This window comes from Pedobacter sp. KLB.chiD (assembly GCF_047040275.1).
Taxonomy (GTDB): Bacteria; Bacteroidota; Bacteroidia; order Sphingobacteriales; family Sphingobacteriaceae; genus Pedobacter.
On record NZ_CP178207.1, the window covers coordinates 2,995,455 to 3,016,247 of the forward strand.

Consider the following 20,793-nt stretch of genomic DNA (forward strand, 5'->3'; position numbering starts at 1 on the left):
ATTATGATTTCAAGAGCCATATCTGATTCTATACAAAAACGCCTGAAGGATGAAAAAGCAATCATCCTTTTAGGTCCTAGGCAAGTTGGAAAAAGCACGCTTCTACAACAACTATCAGCTAAATTTACCAAGCCGATAATGTGGTGGAATGGTGACGATGCCGACGTCAGAACTATACTTTCTAATACCAACGCTACCTCATTACGTTCTCTTTTGGGGAAACCGAAAACATTGATTATCGATGAAGCGCAGCGAATTGAAAACATAGGACTATCGATCAAATTAATTATAGATCAGCTTAAGGATGTTAAAGTGATAGCAACAGGTTCTTCAGCTTTTGAATTAGCAAATCACATCAATGAACCGCTTACCGGTAGAAAATGGGAATATCATCTTTTTCCATTTTCATTCGGAGAAATGGTGGATGAACAAGGCCTCCTCATCGAGAGAAGGTTATTACACCATCGCTTGATTTATGGATACTATCCAGAAATTGTTAACAATCCAGGTGAAGAAGAAATACGCCTAAAGCAATTATCTGATAGCTATCTGTACAAAGATGTTTTGATTTGGGAAAAAATACAAAAGCCAGATAAGATGGAAAAATTAATCCAGGCTTTGGCTTTCCAGGTTGGCAATGAGGTATCATACAATGAACTGGGTCAGTTATCAGGATTGGATAATCAGACAACAGAAAAATATATTGATCTGCTTGAAAAGGCTTTTATTGTGTTTAGATTAGGTTCTTTGAGCAGAAATTTAAGAAATGAGTTAAAGAAAAGCAGGAAGATTTACTTTTACGATAACGGAATCAGAAACGCTGTAATTAATCAATTTAGTCCGGCAGAATTAAGGCAGGATATCGGTGCCCTTTGGGAAAATTTTGTGATTAGTGAGCGGGTTAAACTTCTTGCCTACAAACAGATCAATTGCAACCAATACTTTTGGCGTACACATGCCCAACAGGAAATAGATTATATTGAAGAAAGGAATGGATTGATGACTGCTTACGAATTTAAATGGAATCCGAAAGCTAATGTAAAATTTCCGAAAGCATTCTTAGGAGCTTATCAAAATGTAGAAACAAAAGTAATCACGCCAGATAATGCAAGTGAATTTTTGCTATAAATAATATTCTCCATCCTCGTAATACCATTTCCCATCTTCCAACTTAAAGTTAGATTTTTCGTGCAATACCTCAGTTTGAAATTTCTTATTCAGGTAATAGGCCTTAAACTCTACCACATCAAAAGCCGAAAAAATAATCTCGAGCTTTAGCCATTTGTTATTTTTTGCACTGTTTAAGTAACCTTTTTTGGAATGGTTCTTTCTTTTGCTGATATGTGTAGTTTCATAGAGATAATCCACATCAGCTACTACGAAAGCCGAATATCTGGAGCGCATTAACGCTTCGGCAGTAGGTGCTGTTTTCTTTTTTAAGTGATAAGGCTGGCAACAGTGCTGAAACGTTATTCCACTTCCGCAAGGACAGTTTATTAAATCCATGATTAAAATTAAGCACAAAAGTATCATTTAATATCCCTGCTGCTAAAATTTCCGTAAAATTGCAGTAGAATAATGAGGTATTTCTTTCACATAGCCTATCAGGGCCAGCACTATAATGGGTGGCAAAAACAGCCTGGCATAAAAAGCGTTCAGGAAGTTATAGAACAAACCCTGTCGAAAATTTTAAAATCGCCAATGGCCATTAACGGTTGCGGGCGGACAGATGCACATGTGCATGCCAGTCAGTTTTTTTTTCATGCTGATATCGAAAATGAAATAAATTCCAATCTGCTTTACATTTTGAATAAAGCTTTACCTTCCAATATCGCCGTCTTCGACATTATCAAAATGGAAGGCAAGCCCCATGCCCGGTTTGATGCCGTACAGCGTAAATATGATTATTTTGTCCATACCTATAAAGATCCTTTTTTAACAACCCAAAGCTCTTTTTATCTATTAAATGATTTAGATTTTGATAAAATGAAAGCTGTAGTCAAATTATTGCCTCAACATAAAGATTACAGGGCTTTTTGTACCCATCCGGATAAATACGAACATACCATCTGCAATGTAATGGAAGCCGATTTATTTGTAAACACCAAGGGCAACAGACTAAGGTTTCATATTGCCAGCAACCGTTTTTTGGGTAAAATGATCCGTTTAATTATGGGCAAAATACTAATGGTTGGCAAGGGACAACTCAGTTTTGATGAGTTTGAAAGCGAACTGATTACCCTTCAACCTTCAAAAATATCATTACCCGCTCATCCTACCGGCCTATATCTTTCAAAAGTTACTTATCCGTACTTAAACCTCGAACCAAGGACTGACTTTATCCACAGCACTCAAGGTGTAGAATGGATTTCGATTTAAGTGTAGCGTTTTTATTTTCAACTCCGTTTAAGGGATATGAATGTCCAAATCTGTATTGTCCTTTTTATCCTGATTCTATCTTTAGGCTGTAAAAAAAAACCAACATAGGTATTTTATAAAATGGTAACGTTACTGGAGTATCAGTAAATACCAATGGCGTTAAGGCTGCACCTGTAACCCGCCAATTGCGTTACGGAATGGAAATTCAAGCTTGTACCAGATGCAGATGCGAATTTAAAAGCATTGAAAGGGAAAAGAAACCTTTACTTTTAAATCAGCAATTATGAAGATAAAAAACCTGACAGCAGATTTTGATTGGAATACGATTTTAGACAGCGTTCTTTATCAGAAATGGAATATAACACAAAAGTCAAGGTTTGAGAGAAAAAGGGCTTAGTTTAGGTTGCTTGGGCATCGGGAAATGATCTGTCCGGTGTCCCAAGTTTTTTATTTAAACCGGATTGCCTTAAGGGGCGACACTTTGCTCACCAATAGCGAAGGAATAACCAAAACGGTTAAACACACCACTACCGTAACGATATTAAGCAGCAGCACATCAATAAAATGAAATTCTATTGGTGCATAAGCTAAAAAGTATGACGCCTGATTTAGTTTAAAAATGTGCGTAGACTGCTGTAAAAAACCAAGCCCTAAGCCCAAAATATTGCCCAGTAACAAGCCGATGCCGATTAAGTAAGCCGCATTGTAAAGGAAAATTTTCATAATGCTCCAGTTGCTGGCCCCAAAAGACTTTAACATCCCGATCATATTGGTTTTTTCCAAAATCATAATCAACAAGGCTGTAACCATGTTAATTACACCTACAATGAGCATCAGGATCAACAATACTTTGGTATTTACATCAAGAAGGCCTAACCAGGTAAAAATATTAGGAAAATTCTCTTCAATGGAATACGAGCGTAAATTACGCGGGAGACTTTCATAAATATGATCAGAGACAGGCTTAAGTCTGTTAAAATCCTTAATCCTGATTTCTATGCCACCAATTTCGTTAGCCTTCCAGTTATTCAGGCGTTTAATGATATTCAGATTGCCCAGCACGAAGCCCTTATCAATATCTTCCACACCAATATCGTAAATACCTACAATTTTAAACTTACGTGGGCGTAACTGGTTTTGAACAAAATACATGATAAAATCGTCTCCTGTTTTAAGTTTTAATCGATTAGCCGTGTATTTCGAAATCAGCAGTTCCTGCATGGCGGCTGTACTGTCAGAAAAATCGATGATGGTTCCACTGATGATATGCTTTTTAATGTAATCCCATTTATAGTTTTTATCAATTCCCTTAAAATTAATGCCTTCTATTTCATTATTGGCAGATAAAATACCTGGTTTTGTAGCAAAAGGGTAGTAATATTCAATATCGCGATTGCTATTGAGCATCTTTTTCGTTGCTTCATCCAATATAAAGGGAGAATGTTCAAAAGAATTATTTAAATCATAACGGGTAATCTGTATATCGCCCAAATACCCCCTTACTTTATCCTGAATTTCAGTTTTAAAGCCTTTAATAATGGCTATGGAAAGAATCATAACAGCCAAACTCAACATCACGCCTGCTATTGCAATGCGGACAATGAGTTTTGAAAAAGTACGTTCTGATTTAATGGCTATGCGCCCCGCTATGAAATATTCGAAATTCAATTTAATGGGTTTGTAAGTAACAAAAATGCTCAATTCCTTTTTAAAAATGGCATTTTCGAAAATAAATAACCAACTTTAAATATCAATCGTTAACTTATAAAAAGAAAACACCAATAGCATAATTAAAATATGCTTTAAATTGTTTTATTATAATACCAGAAGACACTAAAATGAAAAATTACATCAGCTTCACTCTAGCGAGTTTAATTGCATTATCAGCCTGTGGGCAATCCAAACCGCAAGAACAGGAAGTTTTGGGCAAGAAAAGTCCCGAAAACAAAAAACTCATGATTAAGAGCGTAAAGCTGCCAACTACCATTAAAACCGGTGCAGAGCAGACTGAAAAGTATCTGCCACTATTAAAAGGCAAACGTGTTGGTATGGTGGTTAACCCGACATCGATTATTGGTACGCAAACATCGGTTGATAGCCTGTTGAAAAGAGGTGTAAAAATCCAAAAGATATTTGGTCCTGAGCATGGCTTTAGAGGCGATGCCAGCGCTGGTGTGAGTGTTAATGATGATGTTGACACTAAAACAGGCATAAAAGCCATCTCACTTTATGGTAAACATAGCACACCTACAGCTGAAGATTTGGCTGATATTGATATCATGATATTTGATATCCAGGATGTTGGCGTCCGTTTTTACACCTATATCAATACCTTGCAGCATGTGATGGAGGCTTGTGCTGCTAACAACAAAACGTTATTGATCTTAGACCGCCCAAATCCAAATGGTTATTTAATCGACGGACCGATTTTAGATCCAAAATTTAAATCGGGTGTCGGCCTGCAGCCTATTCCTATTGCGCATGGCTTAACGGTTGGTGAGTACGCACAGATGTTAAATGGCGAAGGCTGGTTGAAGGATAAGGTGAAATGCAAAATTACCATTATCAAAAATGCCAATTATGATCATAACATGGAGTATACATTACCCGTTAAACCCTCTCCTAACTTAAATACGCAGCAATCTATTTTACTTTATCCATCTACTTGTTTGTTTGAAGGCACTTATTTAAACCATGGCCGTGGAACCATGTTTCCTTTTACCATTGTTGGTGCACCATACCTTAAAGGTAAATTCGATTTTAGTTTTACGCCAAAAAGCATAAAAGGCATGGCTGAAACACCATTATTCCAAGATCAGGTTTGTTATGGATTGGATTTAAGAACTTACGATACGGCCGAACTGCGCAAAAGCAAACAGATCAACTTATCCTGGTTAATCTCGTTGTATCAGGCATCTCCTAAAAAGGAAGATTTTTTCAACAGTAAACTTAGCAAACAAATAGGTACCATCGAAAAACTGGTGGGAGTAGCAGATTTTAGACAGCAAGTAATGGAGGGGAAAAGTGAAGCGGAAATCAGAGCAAGCTGGGAACCAGGTTTAAGTACATACAAAACTATGCGTAAGAAATATTTGCTTTATAATTAAAGATAAAAGCGGGGTGACGGCTGTGAACGAAAAGTGTCTGAAGTAAGCTTTTAAAGGAATAATAATTGAACTGAGGTATAACTGGATTGAATTTTGAATGAATCACGCATTGAAAGATTATTTCAAACTTAACAGATTATGATTTGTTGTAAAGGATAGAAATTGTTCTAATTTTAATCAATCAAAATTCAATCAGTTAATCATTATAGCTATGAGCGGTCCAAAAGTTAAAAGCGATAAACCCGGAAGCAATTACGAGAAAGAAGTACCCCAAGGCAGGGAGCCTGTTGATCATAAAACAGTGAGAAAAGAAAACGACAGTACGCCAAATAAACCCGTTCGCACGAATAATCCGGCCAAACAGCGTGAAAACGAGGAGCAACCGGTGCACCCGATTAAAAAAGCACCAAAGGCATAAATTATCTTTCAGATTATACTTGGTTGTATCATCTGAAAGATTTTATTTTTAGCGCAAAGAAAAAAGTAGCGCCCTCTCCCATCGCACTATTTACCCAGATCCTGCCGCCCTCACATTTTATTATTTCGGATGAGATGTAAAGGCCTAAACCCAAACCGGGGTACGTATGATGCAAATTGCCATCTACACGGTAAAACTGATCAAAAACCAGGTGCTGCAAATCCTTTGAAATACCGATACCGTAATCTTTAACGCTTAATATCACTTCACCGTCCTGGCTATAAGTGGCTATATCTATTTCATCAGCGTCAATAGAGTATTTAATTGCATTAGATAAAAAATTGGTAATAACCTGCCCAATGCGTTCTTTATCAGCAAAAACAATTGCATTACTGGCCAGGTTACAAATTAGTTTGTGTTTAGAACTGATGTGTTGCATTTCATCTACAATGTCTTCAACAGCAGCATCAAAATCAAATTCGATTGGGTTAAAATTCATTTTCCCGGATTGAATTTTGGTTACATCAAGCAAATCGCCAATCAGGCCCGTTAGCCGGTTTAACTGCTGATCCATTTTACGCACCATAATAGCCTTTTTTTCATCGCCTTCACTCCTGATCATGCGCTCGAGTACCTGGGCGTAAGCTTTTATACTGGTAACAGGTGTTTTCAATTCGTGACTGGCAATCCCCAAAAATTCATCTTTTTGTTGTTGGAGCTGTACCTGCTTGGTCACATCCATCGCAGCATGTATAATAGCATATACCTGGCCGTTCGAATCTTTTAATGGCTTAAAGGTGAAGCTTAACCACCTTTTTTCTTCTTTACCATCAACAATCACCTGAACTTCTTCCTGATCAGCATGGTAAGTTATCCCTGTCCGGTATACCTCTTTTAAGATATTTACCGATGGCTGTACATTTAATTCAGGGATGGCCTCAGCAACGGTTTTACCTATTACACTTTTGTCTTTTCCCCAAAAGCGGATCATTTCATCATTTGCCAGGCTGATAATAATGTTTTCAGTTTCGTAGTAGGCTGTAGCCATCGGTATATCGTACATGAAATTGCGAAAACGCTCTTCGCTTTTGGCAGCCTCCATTTTTGACACCACCTGCAAGGTAATTTCGCTAGCCACTACCATAATGCCTGTAACCTCGCCATCCTGACCAAAAATGGGATCGTAAACAAAGTTGAAATAAAAATCACTTTCCACCCCATTATGCTCCAATCGTGCTTTCGTTTCGTAGCCATAATGGGCAACACCGCTATCATAAACCTTTTGTAAAAGTTCTGGAAAAGGCTGGTCGATAATTTCGGGCAGCCCATCTAACAGTTTTAAACCAATTACAGCTTTACTTTTCCGCCATATTTTTAACAGCTCATCATTGGCTTCTTCTATAATCAGGTCTCTACCCCTTAAAATGCCAATGGCCACTGGTGCATCGTAAATCATCTGCCTGAATAGGGCTTCACTCTGTTCCACTTTAAATTTGGCATTTACCAATTCGGTTACATCGGTAGCATTATTTAAAATGCCCCAAACCTTACCGTCTTGATCAAACAGCGGCTTATAAGTAAAATCGAAATAAAAAGTTTGGAGCACATCATCATTCAGGAGTACCGCCTTATCTTCTTTGGCTTCGTAAGGTATGCCGGTATGTCTTACCTGTTCCAGGATATGAAGAAAAGGTTGATCTTTTAATTCGGGCAATGCCAGAGCCAGTTCTTTGCCTATTACAGAAGCATCTCTGCCCCATGCTTTTAGCATCGCCTTATTAGCCACTTCAATAACCATGTTTTCTCCAGTGTAAAGCGCGATTGGCATTGGAGATTCCTCTATAAGCGTAATAAAAATACTGGATTTATCGTCGACGTTAAGTTGCATAATAATGATAAACAACAAATATAAATGCTTTTTACTTGCTACCTGACTTTAAAAAAGATAATAATACCTTTTCATTATGTTCCAAGTTCACTTTACCCTGAAGCGAATGATTGTTCATCTTTTTCAGGTATTTCTCCAGCTGATTATTCTCGTAAGCCGTAAGCAAAAGCGGGTAAACATAAGAACTTTTGCATACTGCACGGGTATTACCTAATTTTTTAGCTACACAATCTAAAACAGCAACAATTGTTTTTTTACTGTTTAAACCGGCATTCTCATTGATCTGGCACTGGGCAAACTGTCGAAGGGCCTCGAGGGTACCGCCCCAGGTCCTGAAATCTTTAGCGGTAAAATCATCGCCTGTAATCTCTTTTATATATGCGTTTATTTTACCTGAATCGATGCTTTTATGTTCGCCATCGGGCGTATAAAACTGAAAAAGCTCCTGACCGGGAATATCACGGCATTTTTTTACCAGTTTAGCCAGCGTACGGTCGTTAAGTTCTAATTTCTGCTTCACGCCTTTCTTACCCACAAAATCCATGGTAATTTTACTTCCATTTATTTTTACGTGCTTATCGCGGAGGGTGGTCAGGCCAAAAGAGCCATAAAGCTGTTTATAACTTTCATTTCCTACCCTGATCAGTGTTTTTTGAAGCACATCTACTGAAATGGCCAATACCTTACGCTCATCAAAATCTTTTCTGCGGAGGTCTTTCTGCAAGTGTTTACGGGCTTTGGGCAGGGCTTTGCCAAATTCGAGCAGGCGAAAATATTTATCTTCCGCGCGCCGACTAGTCCACTTTGGATGGTATTTGTACTGTTTACGCCCGGCAGCATCAATTCCCGTAACCTGCAGATAAGCATTGGGTTTATTGGCAATCCATACATTTTGCCATGCAGGCGGAATAACCAAGGCTTTAATCCGGTCGAGGTGTTTATTGTCGGTAACTTTGTTATCGTCTTTATCTACGTAATAGAACTTTCCCGGTTTTCCTTTACGGTAAATACCAGGCATGGCATCAGTTACATACACCAATCCACTTGCTTTTACAACATCTTTGCCTTGTACCATTTTTTGCCTATAAGTATGGGTTTATTTTTAGTTATTTTGCAAAACTTAAACGTGGCTGTCCACGTTATTTTTAGAAACACAACACTTTCATATGAAAATAGTTTTTATGGGTACCCCAGATTTTGCGGTAGCCTCTTTAGATGCCCTGGTACAAGCCAATTTTGATATAGTTGCAGTGGTTACCGCACCCGACAAGCCTGCAGGGCGTGGCCAAAAACTGAATGAAAGTGCAGTAAAAAAATATGCAGTAGAAAAAGGTATTCCTGTTCTGCAGCCAGAAAAGTTAAAGAATCCTGGATTTCTCGAAACGCTGGCCAGCTATAAAGCCGATTTGCAAGTGGTTGTGGCTTTTAGAATGTTGCCAGAGGTAGTATGGAATATGCCACCAAAAGGCACTATTAACCTGCATGGATCGCTCTTACCTCAGTACCGTGGTGCTGCACCGATTAACCATGCCATTATAAACGGAGAAAAGGAAAGTGGTGTAACCACTTTTTTCCTCACACATGAAATTGATACCGGTAATATTATCCTCAGTGACAGCACTGCAATTGCAGATGATGAAACCGCTGGTGACTTGCACGATAAACTGATGCACATTGGTGCCAACCTATTGGTAAAAACGCTCAAAGCCATTGAGGCTGGCGAGGTTAACGAACAACCACAGCCAAAAAGCGACAACTTAAAACATGCGCCTAAAATTTTCAAAGAGGATTGCAAAATCGATTGGAACAACCAGGCACAAACGATTTATAACTTAATCCGCGGGCTGAGTCCTTACCCTACAGCCTTTACTTTTTTAAACGAGAAAACCTTAAAGATATTTAAAGCCGAAATAGAAGATAAAGAACCGGGCATTGTTGCCGGCGGTTTTTTAACAGATGGCAAAAACTATTTAAAATTTGCAGCTAAAGATGGTTTTATCAAATTATTGGATATCCAGTACGAAGGTAAAAAACGAATGCCCATCGAAGATTTTTTAAGAGGAATGCGGTTGTAGGCTTGTCTCAGTTCAGAGTCAAAAGTCCCTAGTCTGGAGTTAGATAAACTATATTGAAAATACCTCCCATCCTTAATGCCATGAAGAATCTCTCTATTAAAGTTTGCTTTTTTAATTAAGAAATTACGCTTTGACCAGGCTGAGGTGCGCAGTCCGTGCTTAGGCTAGAGTTAAATAAACCCGACCGACCGCGTTAACCTGAATAGTTTATTTGTAAAATCAATGTAAATGGCAGCTTTTTTCGCCGGGTTGTAAGCCTGTAGAAATCGTCATTCCCAACTTAATCGGAAACCACGCCGTGCTCATGAATGCCACTAAATAAAAAAACAATCATGAATAATCTTAATTGAATCGTTTTAAGATTAGCTTCGCTGAGCACTTTGTGGTTTCCGCATTCGCGAGAATGACGACTTCATCACCAGCAGACTCTGTCAACACTACCTTATCAAAGAAACTGTTTAAAAATCTATCAGCATTTCGACTACTTATCCAAAACCCCTGGGAGCGTAACATGACAAATAAATAAACGATAATTTATGATAAAGCCTATCTGCAATCTTATTTACCACCGGTTATAATTATCGATAGCTCTTTCTATATTCTTTTTCCCAGATTCGCCTGCCAGAAATCCTCCCAGACTTAAACCGGCACCGAGCCCAAGTAAAACAAAACTGCCGGTATAACTGCGATCCTGATATGTTGGCATTCCGTGAAAACCAGTACCGGTTTGTTTAAGACCTGATCCAGCCATAAGTGTAACCCCACTGGCAATAATTGCAGCTCCTGCTGCTACATACATGGCAATGCCGGTAAGTTTAGTATGTCGGTATCGATTTAACAGCGCTAAACTATTGGGGTTATCGGCCATGGCTTCGTTTAAATTACGATAATTTACCTTTTTTAAATCGGAATAACCCTTGTTAATAAACATCCGGTTATTTACCGCTTGTCGCCTGTAATCTCCAAATCCAAAATATTCATCTTCCAAAGGAACATCGTCATAAATCACTTCCTGATACACATTGAGTTTACCTTCAATAATCCGCTCGGCAAAAGAGGCCTGTCCTAAAAGATTGAATTTTCTTGTGTTGGCGAAAAAGCCATCCTGATTGTTAAAAAATTTGACCTGAGACACCGGCACCCGTCTTGAATCGGCCCGAAGCGACCAACCGCCGGTAAAATCGGGTCGAAGCTTGATCTTTTGTGCATAAGCTGTAGAATCTGAAAAGAAATACAGAAAGTTTCTGGATTCGTTCAACTGTTGTGAACGGGCGTTCAGGCCATAGCAAGCCATTACGAGAATGAGTAATTTTTTCATTTCGGTTAAATTTGTGTGTGTAACCAATAATACAAAAAATACAGTTTAGCTAAACACAAACCGATAGAAATAAAATGTAACATCGCCGAAGCAAAAGAAATTTTCCTCCTAAGTAAGGATACTTATTCTTACAAAGCGTTCAACTTCTCAGCCAAAAATTTCGAAACCTCGTTAAAATAACGTTTTCTGCCATAACCCATTACCCATTGTATACCTTGCGTGGCATTGGTAATAAAAACTTCTTCAGCTTCTTTTAATATTTCTGGATTGATCTGCGCCTCGATTAAAGGCATATCGTTCATTTTGCATAATTGCATAACAGCTATACGCATTACGCCACTAATGCAGCCTTCAGCAAGGGCAGGCGTATAAATCTGTTTGTTATATACCACAAAAACATTTGCACTGATGCTTTCGCAAAGAAAACCATATTGATTAAGGATCATGGCCTCATCCAGGCGATGCTGGCTTTTAAAAAGTCCGGCCATAACATAAAGCAAAGCATTGGCTGTTTTAAAATTAGAGAGTTTATTAACTGGTTTGGTCATCTCGTCAAAAACATCAATGATCAAACCTTTGCTGTTTAACTCATATGTGGACGTTTTAAGCGGAATACCCTCCAGAATATAACCTGCCTTATTGATTTCGGGTGTATAAACGCCGGCCCCGCCCCTGTAAACAGAAAGGCGGAACCGTACATTACCGTTCCATTTATTGCGTTTTACCAGATCAGCGGTTTTTTGACGCAGGAAATAATCGTCCATTAAAGCATGACCGTCGATTTTTAGCGCTTTCATTCCCGATATTAGCCTATCAGCATGCAAGTCAGCAAATTGCAACTTATTATTGATCATCCGCATACTTTCAAACAATCCATCTCCAAATTTGAAACTTCTGTTAGAAGCTGCCAAAATCGGAACATCAACCGAATGAAATTCATCATTAAATAAGAGGTACTCTTGAAGCATATTTTATGATGTTGCGATATAATTTTCCCATTTGGTTAAACCAGCCTTAAAATCGGGCGGTAATGACGATTCAAAATGCATGTATTCTTTAGTAGTAGGGTGTATAAAACCCAAACTTTGCGCATGTAAAGCCTGCCTTGGCAATAATTCGAAACAGTTATCTACAAACTGTTTGTATTTATTAAACGTAGTGCCTTTTAAAATCTTATCTCCACCGTACATGGCATCATTAAACAACGGGTGGCCAATATGTTGCATGTGGGCTCTGATCTGATGCGTACGACCAGTCTCCAGTTCACAACTGATCAAGGTAACATAACCCAAACGCTTTAATACTTTATAATGTGTTACCGACCATTTGCCTTTTTCTTCGTCATCGTAAATATCCATTACGCGGCGATCCTTAACGCTACGGCCAATATAGCCTGTAACAGTACCATCAGTTTCAATATCGCCCCAAACCAATGCGATATACTTACGGGTAATACTATGATCAAAAAACTGACGGGCCAAATGCGTAATTGATTTTTCATTTTTACTGATAAGCAATAAACCTGAAGTATCTTTATCAATACGGTGTACCAGGCCCGGCCGGCCATCATTGCCTGGTAGCTGAGGAAGTTGTTCAAAGTGGAATGCCAAGGCATTAACCAATGTGCCGGTATAATTATTAAAGCCAGGGTGTACTACCATCCCTGCAGGTTTATTTACCACCAGTAAATCGCCGTCTTCGTAAACGATATCCAGCGGAATATCTTCAGGATAAACTTCTGTATCGCGCGGTGGATGAGGTAAAACGATAGATATTTCATCAAAAGGTTTAACTTTATAACTCGCTTTTATCTGTTTTTGGTTAACCAGTACATTTCCTGCATCAATTGCATTTTGAATCCGGTTTCTGGAGGCATTTTCTACACGCACCATCAAAAATTTATCGATACGCAGCAAAGACTGCCCTTTATCAACAATAATCTTTAAATGTTCGTATAGTTCCTGTTCTTCTGATTCCTGCAATCCGGCCACATTTTCCATGGCGCAAAAATAAACTTTTAACTTCAAGAATTTTTTAATGATTGCTGTTTTGCAAAAAACAGTTTTATCTTTACTCTTAATCAAATTATTATATATGAAAAAATGCTACGCTTTAAAGGCCGTATGTGCCTTATTTTTATGGGTAATGGCTCAAAATGCAAGTGCTCAACAAGATGTCGGAGGACTATTTGTTGGAGGGCCGGCCGATGCGACCAAACTGGTTAATGCCTATTTTGACCCGCTATACAAAGGCCTGGGCTTAGGTTTAACTGACGGCTGGTCGAACACGGCCCAGTCCAAAGGATTTTTGAAATTTGATGTCCGTGTGTCTGCTTCTGCAGCCTTTGTTCCGCAATCTGCCAGAAGCTATGATGTAAATACATTAGGTTTAAGCAATGTTAAACCGGCACCTGGATCGTCTTCTATAGGCCCTACCGCATTTGGCGATGACCGCGAAGGTGGAAGAATGCAGATTTACACCAGCAGTGGGATCCCTACCAATAAGTTTTTTAATCTTCCACAAGGTTTGGGTTTCCACGTGGTACCGTCGGCACAGATACAAGCTACTATGGGCTTGCCCAAAAACATTGATATTACCTTGCGGGCCATGCCAAAGATTAAGCTGGGAAATGATCTGGGAAGTTTATCGATGATCGGCTTCGGTGCAAAAGTTGAACTTTTACCCCTTTTTATGGGCTCAACCACAGAGAAATTAATCCCGGTTGATATTGCAGTAGCAGGAGGATTTACGCAGTACAAATATAATCTGCCTCTGAATATTAATAATACCGCAAATTCAGATCAGCGTATTGATGCTAAATTCAATGGCGTAAACTTTGATGCGATCGTTTCTAAAAAAATAATTTTCTTCACCCCTTTTGCCAGCATCGGTTATCAAACTTCGAACACCAATTTAAAAGCACTTGGTACCTATAAATTTGAAGATGGTGCAAACAACGCCACTTATGTTGATCCTATCTCTGTAAAACAAACTGATATTGATGGTATAAGAGGAAGTCTGGGTTTTCAGTTAAAATTTGGTTTCTTTAAATTTTACGGGTCATATACTGCTGCTAAATACAGTATGGTTAATGCTGGTATAGGATTGGGCATCGGGAAATAAAGACACCCAATATATTATATTTCTAAAAAACATCTGGAATACCCGGGTGTTTTTTATTTTTACACGTGTTCGAAGAAATATTCAGTCCGGTACAAAAGATAGCATTTACACCTTTTAGCAACTTCTATGTGAAAAGGGATGATCTTATTGATCCTTACATTTCCGGAAATAAATGGCGCAAACTTAAACATATACTGGCCAAAGCACAAGCCGAAAACAAAACGCATCTGGTTACTTTTGGTGGTGCTTATTCTAACCACCTGGTGGCCACAGCAGCCGCAGCATCGCGTTCAGGACTTAAATCAACTGCTTTTGTACGTGGAGAGGAAGTAAAAAATGAGATGTTGCTGCTATGCCATTTATTTGGGATGAAACTCATTTTTACCGACCGCGAAAGTTACCGGGAGAAATACCAACTGTTTAATATACATTTTAAAAATGATGATCAGGCGTATTTCATAGATGAAGGCGGGGCATCAATGGAAGCCACTTTTGGCTGTGCGGAAATAATCAATGAGCTTACCGAAACATACGACCACATCTTTTGTGCTGCCGGAACCGGAACTACAGCGGCAGGCTTGTTGAGCGGGATCCAGGAACAGGGATTAAATACGAAGTTGCATATCATTCCTGTATTAAAGGGAGCTTCTTTTATTCAAACAGAAATAGCAAAATATACCGCTGTATCCGGTCATCTCAAACTGCATCTTGATTATCATTTTGGAGGTTATGCCAAAACCACTCCCGAACTGATTAGCTTTATCAAAAACTTTACGGCAAAAACCGGAGTACTCCTAGATCCTGTTTATACGGCAAAAATGTTTTATGCCATTCAGGATTTAACAAAAAAAGGCGTTATTGGCAAAGAAGAAAAAGTATTGGCTATTCACACCGGGGGGCTAATGGGCCTTTTCGGAATGAAAGATAAGTTTTAGAAGATCCTCTTAGTTCAATTGCTTTTGATCATGTTTGAACGGTTTGCAGAATCCAATGCCTTATGTTTATCTCCCCAACTTTCCAGTTGTTTTATAACGGCTTTCAGTTCGTAACCTATTGGCGTTAATTCGTATTCTACACGTGGCGGTACCTCTGCATAAATAGTGCGTTTAACAATTTTGTTTTCTTCCAGTTTTCGAAGCTGAAGGGTCAACATGCGTTCGGTAATATTGGGCAACAGTTTTTTCAACTCGCCAAATCTGAGCTTGCCATTAATTAACCAGGAGCAGATGACCAATGCCCACTGCCCTCCGATGATATTGGCCGCATAAACTTCTGAACATTCATCGGCCAGCGCCTGTTTATTAGCAAAATTGGTCGATGTTTCCTTGATCTTCGACATTACTTACATTTTTTATAGTACCACACAATTGGTAGCCAATATACCTATTTCAGGTAAACTATCTTATTTTTGTAGCTGATTATTTACGACTACCAATATGAAAACACTCATTATCGTTATTCATCCCGATATCCAAAACTCTATTGTCAACAAGAGATGGATTAAAGAACTTCATAAATTCCCCGAGAAATTCCAAGTGCATCAATTGCATGAGGTTTATCCTGACGAAGAAATTAATGTGCCTGCTGAACAAAAGCTGATTGAAGAACATGAAAAAATCGTATTCCAGTTTCCTTACTACTGGTTTAACTGCCCGGCCTTTTTTAAAAAATGGTTAGATGAGGTACTTACACATGGCTGGGCATACGGAAGCAAAAGTGGCTACAAACTCGCGGGAAAAAAAATTGCCTTAGCCATTTCATTAGGTGTGGATCAACAAGAACTCAGTTCTTCCGGTGTTTATAAATATCCCCTTGAAGAACTCACACGTCCTTTTGAGCTTTCCTTTGAATATGTTAAGGCCGATTATAGACCATTTTATGCCTATTATGGAATTGAGCATAACACCTCAGCAGAATGGGTTGAAAAAAGTGTTCCGCTGTACCTTGATTTTCTTGACAAACTATGAGATACCATTCTTCACCAACAAATACTATTCAATATGTAAACTATATGGCAAAAAGTATTTATTGTGCAGAATTCCATCTAAAAAGTTTTCCACATCTGTGAAGTCCAAAACCCGATTTTGTCTATAATCATACTTTAAACTGTTTAAACCTATTTTTTAGGCAAAATGCAGAAAAAGTGCTTAAATTTTGATTTTAGGCACATTTAGCTAAATTTGGATTATACCAAAACCAAGTTTATGTATCAATTAACAGTACCTGCAGATCGCGTTAACGAATCGTTAAGTAAACACATTTTGGCCGATGGTTTCGACCTGACTTATGATATGGAAAAAAGTCACGGCGCTTACATTTACGATTCCAAATACAATAGGACTTTACTCGATTTTTTCACTTGTTTTGCTTCGGTTCCTTTAGGTTATAATCATCCTAAAATGGTTAATGATGAAACTTTTAAAAAGAATCTTCTGCTCGCCGCTTTGGCCAATCCATCAAACTCCGATGTTTATACGCAACAGTACGCACAGTTCGTGGAAACATTTTCTAAAATTGGCATTCCTGATTATCTGCCACACGCTTTTTTTATTGCAGGTGGAGGCTTAGCGGTAGAAAACGCCATTAAGGTGGCCATGGACTGGAAAGTTCAGAAAAACTTTTCAAAAGGATATATTGAAGAAAAAGGTTTTAAGGTTTTGCACTTTGAAAAGGCTTTCCACGGCCGTACAGGTTATACGCTGAGCTTAACCAATACCCTGCCCGATAAAACAAAATGGTTTGCCAAGTTCGATTGGCCAAGGGTAGCTGTTCCGGAAGTTAAATTTCCACTTACAGGAAATAATTTAAATCATGCCATTGCTACTGAAGAAGTTTCATTGGCCCAGATCAAAAAAGCCTTTGCAGCGCATAAAGATGACATCTGCGCCATCATCATAGAACCTATTCAATCAGAAGGCGGAGATAATCACCTACGGGAAGATTTTTTGATTCAACTTAAAGCTTTAGCCGATGAAAATGATGCCTTTTTGATTTATGATGAAGTACAAACCGGTGTAGGGTTAACCGGTAAATTCTGGTGTCACCAGCACTTTAGCGAAAAAGCCCGACCAGATATTATCGCTTTTGGTAAAAAAATGCAGGTTTGTGGCATTCTTGTTGGCAACAAGGTAGACGAAATGGAAAGCAATGTATTTAAAGTGCCCAGCCGGATCAACTCTACATGGGGCGGCAATTTGGTTGATATGGTACGTTCCTCACAGATTTTACAGATCGTGGAAGAAGATCAGCTGTGTGAAAACGCAGCAAAAGTAGGCGCTTACTTAAAAGATCAATTAGAAAACCTATCGCATAAATTTGATCAAATGACAAATGTACGCGGACGAGGCTTATTATGTTCTTTCGATTTCCCGACAAAAGAAATGCGCAATACATTTATTAGCAAAGGACTGGAAAACAATGTGATGTTTTTAGGTTGTGGAGAGAAAACAATACGTTTCCGTCCGGCACTTTGCATAGCGCAAAAGCATATTGACGAAGGCCTGACGGTTATGGAAAAAATATTGCCTTTATTGTAGGCATGAAGAGAAAATCGTTTGTTTATTTTCTGGTTGCTGGGGTTTTGGCATTGATCTTTTTCATGGTTAAAGATATCGTTAATCAACCTGGGGTTGACGATATGAAAGCTGGCTTCAAAGAAATCGCCAAATACAGAAACGCCAACAACACCGGCCCGGTACAACGGATTTATGTGGTAACGGTCAAAGATTCGATCTGGAAAGAAATGGAAGATTATGGTAATTTAATGCCCCATACCAAATATGGTAATACCAAAGTTTATTTTTTCATGCAAACTGCAAAGATTCCACAAATCCTACAGCCCGGTGCGGTAAATTTCGATCCCGCTTTTAACAAAGACTGTATTGCACTATATGAAAAAAGCGCGATGAGCCAGGTAGCATTTAATAAATATCCGTATTAAAGGAATCTAAACCTCAGCGCGTTGATATAGAATAGGTTATTCCTGTGATTTGCAAATGAAGGGTTCTGAGCATTTCGTATTTTCTGCCCCGCTTTCCATACTGCCAATTTGAAGGAAATTGGCATCCGTTCCAATCGGGTTTATAAACCAGGTTTGTGCCACAGAGAAAAAACTCCTCTCATCCGCCCCGGTCTGTGTCCGCACAGAACGGAACATTCAGAATATATACTAGTCGTCTAGTCAAGGTATAATTGTTCAGCAACCTGACATAGGCTGTCCGTAGCATTCTGAAAGGCTCTACGGAATACCAATGGCAAAGAGTCTCCGACCCATTGCCTATTATTGATTATAAACCAAGTTGGTGCCAAGGGAAAAAACGCTAATCCGCCCCGGTCTGTGTCCGCACAGAACGGAACATGCAAAATATATAATACTAATAGTCTAGTCAAGATATAATTGTTCAACAACCTGACATAGGCTTTCCGTAGCTTCTGAAAGGCTCTACGAATAACAAATGGAAAAGATTCTCATACCCCTTGCTTATCATTGAGTTTAAAAACTCATTGCCATAAGCGAATTCGTACAGACGCTATGAACAGAATAGGACATTTAATAAGCATCCGTATTAAAGGAATCTAAACCTTAAAGCGTTGATTATAAAATAGATTATTCACGTGATTTGGAAATGAAGGGTTCTGAGCATTTGGTATTTTCGGCCGCTTTCCCTCCTGCCAATTTGAAGGAATTTGGCATCCGTTCCAATCGGGTTTATAAACCAGGTTTGTGCCACAGAGAAAAAACGCCGCTAATCCGCCCTGGTCTGTGTTATCTTAGGCTGCCAGTTAAGTGCTGAAAGAATCTACGGGTTAACGAATGGGAAAAAGTCTCCGACTCATTTTTGCGACACCGAATTTGAAAACCCAATACCATTAGCCTTTTCACCAGAAACGCTGCGCTCAACGCCCCTCACAAGCCATTTAAAGATTAAACAAAAGCTGAAAATCCCGTTATTGCCCTACCAACAATCAAGGTGTTAATTTCTTTGGTACCCTCGTAAGAATAAATCGCTTCAGCATCGGCCACAAAACGTGCTACGTTGTATTCCAGTAAAATACCATTCCCGCCCATCACTTCTCTTGCTTTGCTTACTACATCACGCGTTCTTAATGAACAGAAAACCTTGGCTAGCGAAGCATGTTCATCTTTTAATAAACCTTGGTCCTGTAGTTGCGATAAACGGAAACAAAGTGTTTGCATTGCCGTTAAATTCGATAACATTTCTACGAGGTGATTTTGAATCAATTGAAAAGATGCTATAGGTTTACCAAACTGTTTTCGGCTACGCGTATATTCCAAAGCATTTTCATAAGCGCCGCGTGCACAACCTACTGCCTGCCAGGCCACGCCTGCCCGTGTCATTTGTAAAACCTTTGCGGTATCTTTAAATGAGTTGGCATTTTGCAGGCGATCAGCTTCTTCTACTTCACAATCGGTTAAGGTAATAATTCCATTCTGTACAATCCTTAGGGCCATTTTATCCTGCATTTTCTCTACAGCAAAACCCGGATTATCTTTTTTTACGATAAACCCTTTTACTTCCCCGCTTTCTTCATCACGCGCCCAAATAATTAAGATATCAGCAAACGTGGCATTACCAATCCATTTTTTCTGACCATTTAATACCCATTTGCCATTTACTTTTTTGCATGTTGTGGTTAGTCCGCCGGCTGCAGCAGACCCTACTTCAGGCTCTGTTAACCCAAATGCCCCGATGATTTTAAATTGTTGCATGAGCGGCAACCATTGCTGCTTTTGTTCTTCGGAGCCACATATGTAAATCGAACCCATGGCCAAACCACTCTGTACACCAAAAAAAGTAGATATGGAAGTATCAATCCTGGCCATTTCCATGGCTAAAATGCCTTCCATCAAATTTGATTTCCCCGGACAACCATAACCCTTATAGGTTAAACCACAAATGTTGAGTTCAGCCAGTTTTGGAATTATTTCAAAAGGAAATTCTGCTTTGTTCCAGTAATGGTTAACAAGGGGTTTTACTTCGCGCTCTAAAAAAGCCCGCACTTTTAGCTGAAGCTCACGGTCTTCGTCCTTTAAAGCTTCATCGCCCAAATGATAAAAGTCGCCTTCAATAGGCGGCAATTCTTTCTTTTTGCCTGATCCGCCCATCATTTTCATCATCCCCTGAATCTGTTTATCGTCCAGGCTGGATATCGTTTCGACCATTTTGGGTAAATCGACTTTTTTTGATAAGGCTTCCAACTTATCGAAGTCTACATGTTTGAAAAGTTGGTAAGCGTTTTTAAGAGATGAGAATATATTCGCCATTATTATTCGTTTTGAGAATAACAAATGAAGGGCTGTTTTGTTGGACTGTCAAAATAACCGCAAAGGGCGCAAAGTTTTTCCGCAGAGAAACGAAAAGCATCATGTTATTTTTACCACAGAAGGCACTGAGGTTTGCCCAGAGGAACACAGAGATTTTAACCGCTAAGGGCGCAAAACTTTTTCACAAAGACATTTGAGG

Annotated in this window: 19 protein-coding genes; 10 read left to right on the forward strand and 9 right to left on the reverse strand. The window is 39.0% G+C overall.

Features of this window, described 5'->3' with window-relative positions; translation table 11 throughout:
- The first annotated feature begins 3 nt into the window (after positions 1 to 3).
- A complete protein-coding gene (locus tag ACK1I8_RS12290) occupies positions 4 to 1,128 on the forward strand; it encodes an ATP-binding protein (RefSeq protein WP_412465680.1) in 1,125 nt (374 codons plus the stop codon).
- Here the strand turns inward: ACK1I8_RS12290 and ACK1I8_RS12295 are convergent.
- A complete protein-coding gene (locus ACK1I8_RS12295; protein ID WP_412465681.1) occupies positions 1,123 to 1,506 on the reverse strand; it encodes a YchJ family protein in 384 nt (127 codons plus the stop codon). The genes ACK1I8_RS12290 and ACK1I8_RS12295 overlap by 6 nt on opposite strands.
- Before the next feature lie 72 nt (positions 1,507 to 1,578).
- Between ACK1I8_RS12295 and truA the strand changes: the two genes are divergently transcribed.
- On the forward strand, positions 1,579 to 2,379 hold the full coding sequence (truA, locus tag ACK1I8_RS12300) for a tRNA pseudouridine(38-40) synthase TruA (protein ID WP_412465682.1): 801 nt from the start codon (positions 1,579 to 1,581) through the stop codon (positions 2,377 to 2,379).
- 447 nt (positions 2,380 to 2,826) lie between these two features.
- Here truA and ACK1I8_RS12305 read toward each other — a convergent pair whose 3' ends face one another.
- The gene (locus tag ACK1I8_RS12305) at positions 2,827 to 4,080 is read right to left on the reverse strand and encodes an ABC transporter permease (RefSeq protein WP_412465683.1); all 1,254 of its coding nucleotides are present in this window, start codon (positions 4,078 to 4,080) and stop codon (positions 2,827 to 2,829) included.
- 137 nt (positions 4,081 to 4,217) lie between these two features.
- Here ACK1I8_RS12305 and ACK1I8_RS12310 point away from each other — a divergent pair, with 137 nt between their 5' ends.
- Both ACK1I8_RS12310 and ACK1I8_RS12315 read left to right on the forward strand, forming a co-directional pair.
- A complete protein-coding gene (locus ACK1I8_RS12310; RefSeq protein WP_412465684.1) occupies positions 4,218 to 5,486 on the forward strand; it encodes an exo-beta-N-acetylmuramidase NamZ domain-containing protein in 1,269 nt (422 codons plus the stop codon).
- Between the two features lie 211 nt (positions 5,487 to 5,697).
- Positions 5,698 to 5,904: a hypothetical protein gene (locus tag ACK1I8_RS12315; RefSeq protein ID WP_412465685.1), complete on the forward strand. Its 207-nt coding sequence runs from the start codon at positions 5,698 to 5,700 to the stop codon at positions 5,902 to 5,904.
- Between the two features lie 28 nt (positions 5,905 to 5,932).
- On the opposite strand, the gene ACK1I8_RS12320 is transcribed toward ACK1I8_RS12315, so the two are convergent.
- Together ACK1I8_RS12320 and ACK1I8_RS12325 are read right to left on the reverse strand one after the other, a co-directional pair.
- Positions 5,933 to 7,792: an ATP-binding protein gene (locus ACK1I8_RS12320; RefSeq protein WP_412465686.1), complete on the reverse strand. Its 1,860-nt coding sequence runs from the start codon at positions 7,790 to 7,792 to the stop codon at positions 5,933 to 5,935.
- A 31-nt stretch (positions 7,793 to 7,823) separates the two neighbouring features.
- The gene (locus ACK1I8_RS12325) at positions 7,824 to 8,867 is read right to left on the reverse strand and encodes a DNA topoisomerase IB (RefSeq protein ID WP_412465687.1); all 1,044 of its coding nucleotides are present in this window, start codon (positions 8,865 to 8,867) and stop codon (positions 7,824 to 7,826) included.
- 91 nt (positions 8,868 to 8,958) lie between these two features.
- On the opposite strand from ACK1I8_RS12325, the gene fmt reads away from it, so the two are divergent.
- Positions 8,959 to 9,867 carry a methionyl-tRNA formyltransferase gene (gene fmt, locus ACK1I8_RS12330; protein WP_412465688.1) on the forward strand — a complete coding sequence of 303 codons (909 nt, stop codon included), beginning with the start codon at positions 8,959 to 8,961 and terminating at the stop codon, positions 9,865 to 9,867.
- A 562-nt stretch (positions 9,868 to 10,429) separates the two neighbouring features.
- Here fmt and ACK1I8_RS12335 read toward each other — a convergent pair.
- The 3 genes from ACK1I8_RS12335 to ACK1I8_RS12345 all read right to left on the reverse strand — a co-directional run bounded on the left by ACK1I8_RS12335 (position 10,430) and on the right by ACK1I8_RS12345 (position 13,185).
- Entirely contained in the window at positions 10,430 to 11,185 is a 756-nt protein-coding gene (locus ACK1I8_RS12335; RefSeq protein ID WP_412465689.1) for a hypothetical protein, read from the reverse strand.
- Between the two features lie 128 nt (positions 11,186 to 11,313).
- Positions 11,314 to 12,153 (reverse strand): aminotransferase class IV, encoded by an 840-nt coding sequence (locus ACK1I8_RS12340; RefSeq protein WP_412465690.1) that lies wholly within the window; start codon positions 12,151 to 12,153, stop codon positions 11,314 to 11,316.
- A gap of 3 nt (positions 12,154 to 12,156) precedes the next feature.
- Positions 12,157 to 13,185 carry an RluA family pseudouridine synthase gene (locus ACK1I8_RS12345; RefSeq protein ID WP_412469370.1) on the reverse strand — a complete coding sequence of 343 codons (1,029 nt, stop codon included), beginning with the start codon at positions 13,183 to 13,185 and terminating at the stop codon, positions 12,157 to 12,159.
- Positions 13,186 to 13,279: 94 nt separating this feature from the next.
- Here ACK1I8_RS12345 and ACK1I8_RS12350 point away from each other — a divergent pair, with 94 nt between their 5' ends.
- Both ACK1I8_RS12350 and ACK1I8_RS12355 read left to right on the forward strand, forming a co-directional pair.
- On the forward strand, positions 13,280 to 14,308 hold the full coding sequence (locus ACK1I8_RS12350) for a DUF6588 family protein (protein ID WP_412465691.1): 1,029 nt from the start codon (positions 13,280 to 13,282) through the stop codon (positions 14,306 to 14,308).
- A gap of 65 nt (positions 14,309 to 14,373) precedes the next feature.
- On the forward strand, positions 14,374 to 15,243 hold the full coding sequence (locus ACK1I8_RS12355; RefSeq protein WP_412465692.1) for a 1-aminocyclopropane-1-carboxylate deaminase/D-cysteine desulfhydrase: 870 nt from the start codon (positions 14,374 to 14,376) through the stop codon (positions 15,241 to 15,243).
- 14 nt (positions 15,244 to 15,257) lie between these two features.
- On the opposite strand, the gene ACK1I8_RS12360 is transcribed toward ACK1I8_RS12355, so the two are convergent.
- The gene (locus tag ACK1I8_RS12360) at positions 15,258 to 15,647 is read right to left on the reverse strand and encodes a winged helix-turn-helix transcriptional regulator (protein WP_412465693.1); all 390 of its coding nucleotides are present in this window, start codon (positions 15,645 to 15,647) and stop codon (positions 15,258 to 15,260) included.
- A gap of 97 nt (positions 15,648 to 15,744) precedes the next feature.
- Here ACK1I8_RS12360 and ACK1I8_RS12365 point away from each other — a divergent pair, with 97 nt between their 5' ends.
- The 3 genes from ACK1I8_RS12365 to ACK1I8_RS12375 all read left to right on the forward strand — a co-directional run bounded on the left by ACK1I8_RS12365 (position 15,745) and on the right by ACK1I8_RS12375 (position 18,248).
- Positions 15,745 to 16,275, forward strand: coding sequence for an NAD(P)H-dependent oxidoreductase (locus ACK1I8_RS12365; protein ID WP_412465694.1), 531 nt, complete (start codon positions 15,745 to 15,747; stop codon positions 16,273 to 16,275).
- Positions 16,276 to 16,512: 237 nt separating this feature from the next.
- Positions 16,513 to 17,844 (forward strand): L-lysine 6-transaminase, encoded by a 1,332-nt coding sequence (gene lat / locus ACK1I8_RS12370; protein WP_412465695.1) that lies wholly within the window; start codon positions 16,513 to 16,515, stop codon positions 17,842 to 17,844.
- A gap of 2 nt (positions 17,845 to 17,846) precedes the next feature.
- Positions 17,847 to 18,248: a hypothetical protein gene (locus tag ACK1I8_RS12375; RefSeq protein WP_412465696.1), complete on the forward strand. Its 402-nt coding sequence runs from the start codon at positions 17,847 to 17,849 to the stop codon at positions 18,246 to 18,248.
- A gap of 984 nt (positions 18,249 to 19,232) precedes the next feature.
- Here the strand turns inward: ACK1I8_RS12375 and ACK1I8_RS12380 are convergent.
- On the reverse strand, positions 19,233 to 20,594 hold the full coding sequence (locus ACK1I8_RS12380; RefSeq protein WP_412465697.1) for an acyl-CoA dehydrogenase family protein: 1,362 nt from the start codon (positions 20,592 to 20,594) through the stop codon (positions 19,233 to 19,235).
- Between the last annotated feature and the right edge of the window lie 199 nt (positions 20,595 to 20,793).

Excerpts from the sequence above, each read along its gene's own strand:
- ACK1I8_RS12290 (WP_412465680.1), top strand. The coding sequence starts at position 4 with ATGATTTCAAGAGCCATATCTGATTCTATACAAAAACGCCTGAAGGAT.
- ACK1I8_RS12295 (WP_412465681.1), bottom strand. The coding sequence starts at position 1,506 with ATGGATTTAATAAACTGTCCTTGCGGAAGTGGAATAACGTTTCAGCAC.
- truA (WP_412465682.1), top strand. The coding sequence starts at position 1,579 with ATGAGGTATTTCTTTCACATAGCCTATCAGGGCCAGCACTATAATGGG.
- ACK1I8_RS12310 (WP_412465684.1), top strand. The coding sequence starts at position 4,218 with ATGAAAAATTACATCAGCTTCACTCTAGCGAGTTTAATTGCATTATCA.
- ACK1I8_RS12315 (WP_412465685.1), top strand. The coding sequence starts at position 5,698 with ATGAGCGGTCCAAAAGTTAAAAGCGATAAACCCGGAAGCAATTACGAG.
- ACK1I8_RS12320 (WP_412465686.1), bottom strand. The coding sequence starts at position 7,792 with ATGCAACTTAACGTCGACGATAAATCCAGTATTTTTATTACGCTTATA.
- ACK1I8_RS12325 (WP_412465687.1), bottom strand. The coding sequence starts at position 8,867 with ATGGTACAAGGCAAAGATGTTGTAAAAGCAAGTGGATTGGTGTATGTA.
- fmt (WP_412465688.1), top strand. The coding sequence starts at position 8,959 with ATGAAAATAGTTTTTATGGGTACCCCAGATTTTGCGGTAGCCTCTTTA.
- ACK1I8_RS12335 (WP_412465689.1), bottom strand. The coding sequence starts at position 11,185 with ATGAAAAAATTACTCATTCTCGTAATGGCTTGCTATGGCCTGAACGCC.
- ACK1I8_RS12340 (WP_412465690.1), bottom strand. The coding sequence starts at position 12,153 with ATGCTTCAAGAGTACCTCTTATTTAATGATGAATTTCATTCGGTTGAT.
- ACK1I8_RS12345 (WP_412469370.1), bottom strand. The coding sequence starts at position 13,185 with ATGGAAAATGTGGCCGGATTGCAGGAATCAGAAGAACAGGAACTATAC.
- ACK1I8_RS12350 (WP_412465691.1), top strand. The coding sequence starts at position 13,280 with ATGAAAAAATGCTACGCTTTAAAGGCCGTATGTGCCTTATTTTTATGG.
- ACK1I8_RS12360 (WP_412465693.1), bottom strand. The coding sequence starts at position 15,647 with ATGTCGAAGATCAAGGAAACATCGACCAATTTTGCTAATAAACAGGCG.
- ACK1I8_RS12365 (WP_412465694.1), top strand. The coding sequence starts at position 15,745 with ATGAAAACACTCATTATCGTTATTCATCCCGATATCCAAAACTCTATT.
- lat (WP_412465695.1), top strand. The coding sequence starts at position 16,513 with ATGTATCAATTAACAGTACCTGCAGATCGCGTTAACGAATCGTTAAGT.
- ACK1I8_RS12375 (WP_412465696.1), top strand. The coding sequence starts at position 17,847 with ATGAAGAGAAAATCGTTTGTTTATTTTCTGGTTGCTGGGGTTTTGGCA.
- ACK1I8_RS12380 (WP_412465697.1), bottom strand. The coding sequence starts at position 20,594 with ATGGCGAATATATTCTCATCTCTTAAAAACGCTTACCAACTTTTCAAA.